The organism is Sphingomonas sp. BK036, assembly GCF_004216825.1.
In the GTDB taxonomy this organism is placed as follows: Bacteria; Pseudomonadota; Alphaproteobacteria; order Sphingomonadales; family Sphingomonadaceae; genus Sphingomonas.
In genome coordinates this window covers 1,893-5,095 of record NZ_SGXR01000002.1, presented here as the reverse complement: position 1 = coordinate 5,095, position 3,203 = coordinate 1,893, and the positions used below count along the sequence as shown (strand labels likewise).

Here is a 3,203-nt window from a genome sequence, read left to right as displayed (position 1 = left end):
TTCGACCAATCCCTCGACGGCGAGGGGATTGGCAATCTGGCGTCGTGCTAATCATCTGCACTATCGTCTGACGTGCTGGGTTGCCCCAGTGTTGTCATTGATGGTGTGAGACTCTCAAGCGCGAATAGAGCAATTAGTATCGGTTAGCTCCATGCGTTACCGCACTTCTACATCCGATCTATCAACGTCGTGGTCTCCGACGGCTCTATGAAATCTTATCTCGAGGGAGGCTTCCCGCTTAGATGCTTTCAGCGGTTATCCCGTCCATACATAGCTACCCAGCTGCGCTCTTGGCAGAACGACTGGTACACCAGAGGTATGTTCAACCCGGTCCTCTCGTACTAGGGTCAACTCCTCTCAAATTTCGACGCCCACGGCAGATAGGGACCAAACTGTCTCGCGACGTTCTGAACCCAGCTCACGTACCACTTTAATTGGCGAACAGCCAAACCCTTGGGACCTGCTCCAGCCCCAGGATGTGATGAGCCGACATCGAGGTGCCAAACAACCCCGTCGATATGAGCTCTTGGGGGTTATCAGCCTGTTATCCCCGGCGTACCTTTTATCCGTTGAGCGATGGCCCTTCCACGAGGGACCACCGGATCACTATGACCGACTTTCGTCTCTGCTCGACTTGTCAGTCTCGCAGTCAGGCGGGCTTATGCCATTGCACTCTAACAGACGGTTTCCGACCGTCCTGAGCCCACCATTGCGCGCCTCCGTTACTCTTTAGGAGGCGACCGCCCCAGTCAAACTACCCGCCACAGAGGGTCCCTGTTCCGGCTTACGGAACGAGGTTAGACATCAGAAACAAACAGGGTGGTATTTCACCTATGGCTCCACATCAGCTGGCGCCGATGCTTCAAAGCCTCCCACCTATGCTACACAGTTTCTTCCTAATGCCACTCTGAAGCTGCAGTAAAGGTGCACGGGGTCTTTCCGTCTAACCGCGGGTACTCCGCATCTTCACGGAGAATTCAATTTCGCTGAGCATGTCCTGGAGACAGTGGGGAAGTCGTTACGCCATTCGTGCAGGTCGGAACTTACCCGACAAGGAATTTCGCTACCTTAGGACCGTTATAGTTACGGCCGCCGTTTACCTGGGCTTCATTTCAGAGCTTGCACCCCTCCACTTAACCTTCAGGCACCGGGCAGGCGTCAGGCCCTATACGTCGTCTTGAAGCCGACTTAGCAGAGCCCTGTGTTTTTGCTAAACAGTCGCTACCCCCTGGCCTGTGCCCCCTCAAAGTGCTTGCGCATAGTGAGGGCCTCCTTCTTCCGAAGGTACGGAGGCAATTTGCCGAGTTCCTTCAGGACACTTCTCTCAAGCGCCTTGGTATACTCTACCTGACCACCTGTGTCGGTTTCGGGTACGGTCTATACGGTGGGGCTATTTCCTGGAACCATTTCGAAGCCTGCTCAATCCGATAAGAGCAGACAACACACATGATCCGTCACACACCACCAGGCCCACGAATATTAACGTGGTTCCCATCGACTACCCCCTTCGGGCTCGTCTTAGGGGCCGGCTCACCCTGCGCGGATTAGCCTTGCGCAGGAACCCTTGGTCTTTCGGCGAGAGGGCATCTCACCCTCTTTATCGCTACTCATGTCTGCATTCGCACTTCCGATACCTCCACGACCCATTACCAGATCGCTTCACAGGCTTACGGAACGCTCCGCTACCGCGTACCACATCAGTGGCACACCCTAAGCTTCGGCACGTATCTTGAGCCCCGTTACATCTTCGCCGCAGGACCTCTTGTTTAGACCAGTGAGCTGTTACGCTTTCTTTAAAGGATGGCTGCTTCTAAGCCAACCTCCTGGTTGTTTTGGAAGTCCCACATGCTTTCCCACTTAGATACGATTTGGGGGCCTTAGCTGTAGGTCAGGGCTGTTTCCCTTTTGACGACGGACCTTAGCACCCGCCGTCTGTCTCCCGCATATCACTCTTAGGTATTCGGAGTTTGGTTAGGTTTGGTAGATCTCGCGACCCCCTAGCCCATCCAGTGCTCTACCCCCTAAGGTGTTCGTGCGAGGCACTACCTCAATAGTTTTCGCGGAGAACCAGCTATTTCCCGGCTTGATTGGCCTTTCACCCCTAAACACAACTCATCCGGTAACTTTTCAACGTTAATCGGTTCGGACCTCCAGTGCATGTTACTGCACCTTCATCCTGGTCATGCCTAGATCGCCGGGTTTCGGGTCTAATACATCAAACTCTGGCGCCCTATTCAGACTCGCTTTCGCTGCGCCTACACCTATCGGCTTAAGCTTGCTTGATACATTAAGTCACAGACCCATTATGCAAGAGGTACGCTGTCAGGCCATAAAAGCCCTCCAACTGCTTGTAGGCAATCCGTTTCAGGTACTGTTTCACTCCCCTCATCGGGGTGCTTTTCACCTTTCCCTCACGGTACTAGTTCGCTATCGGTCATGTACGAGTATTTAGGCTTGGAGGGTGGTCCCCCCATGTTCAGACAGAATTTCACGTGTTCCGCCCTACTCGAGTCCGACAATTTCATTTTCGCATACGGGGCTGTCACCCGCTATGGCGCTACTTTCCAGAAGCTTCTGCTAATTCACTTGTCGGCACTGGCCTGGTCCGCGTTCGCTCGCCACTACTAACGGAATCTCGGTTGATGTCTTTTCCTCCAGCTACTGAGATGTTTCAGTTCGCCGGGTTCGCTTCACGAAGCCTATTTTATTCAGCTAAGTGATACCTAACCTAATTAACCCAAGCTGCGTGTTGCCACACAGTTCGGATTAATCGGGATAGGTGGGTTTCCCCATTCGGAAATCGTCGGGTCAATGCTTGCTCACAGCTCACCGACGCTTATCGCAGCGTGCCACGTCCTTCATCGCCTGTACATGCCAAGGCATCCACGAATTGCCCTTACCTCACGCTTGAGAGTCCACACCACCAACGACATCACTGGGTGTCCTTTCGGATCACCAACTCGGCAGAGCAGTGCGTCGTGGTCTTTGTCAGGTGCGGATGATTATAATCTCAGCCAGATTATATATTATGATGATGTCGATATCTGGAGCCTCGAACCACCCGTCAGATCGCCTTGCACAGAAGTGCCTAACGAACTGCCTAAGCAATCCTCGTCCCCAAAATCGAGCACCTCACGGCATCGATTTTAAAAAACCCATTCACAATGTCAAATACGACGGGCGTACCCGTCAATCACCGTTCT

At 53.2% G+C, this 3,203-nt stretch carries 1 rRNA gene; it reads right to left on the bottom strand.

The window, feature by feature from the left end:
• Positions 1-113 precede the first annotated feature (113 nt).
• A 23S ribosomal RNA gene (locus EV283_RS00140) occupies positions 114-2,910 on the bottom strand.
• Positions 2,911-3,203 lie beyond the last annotated feature (293 nt).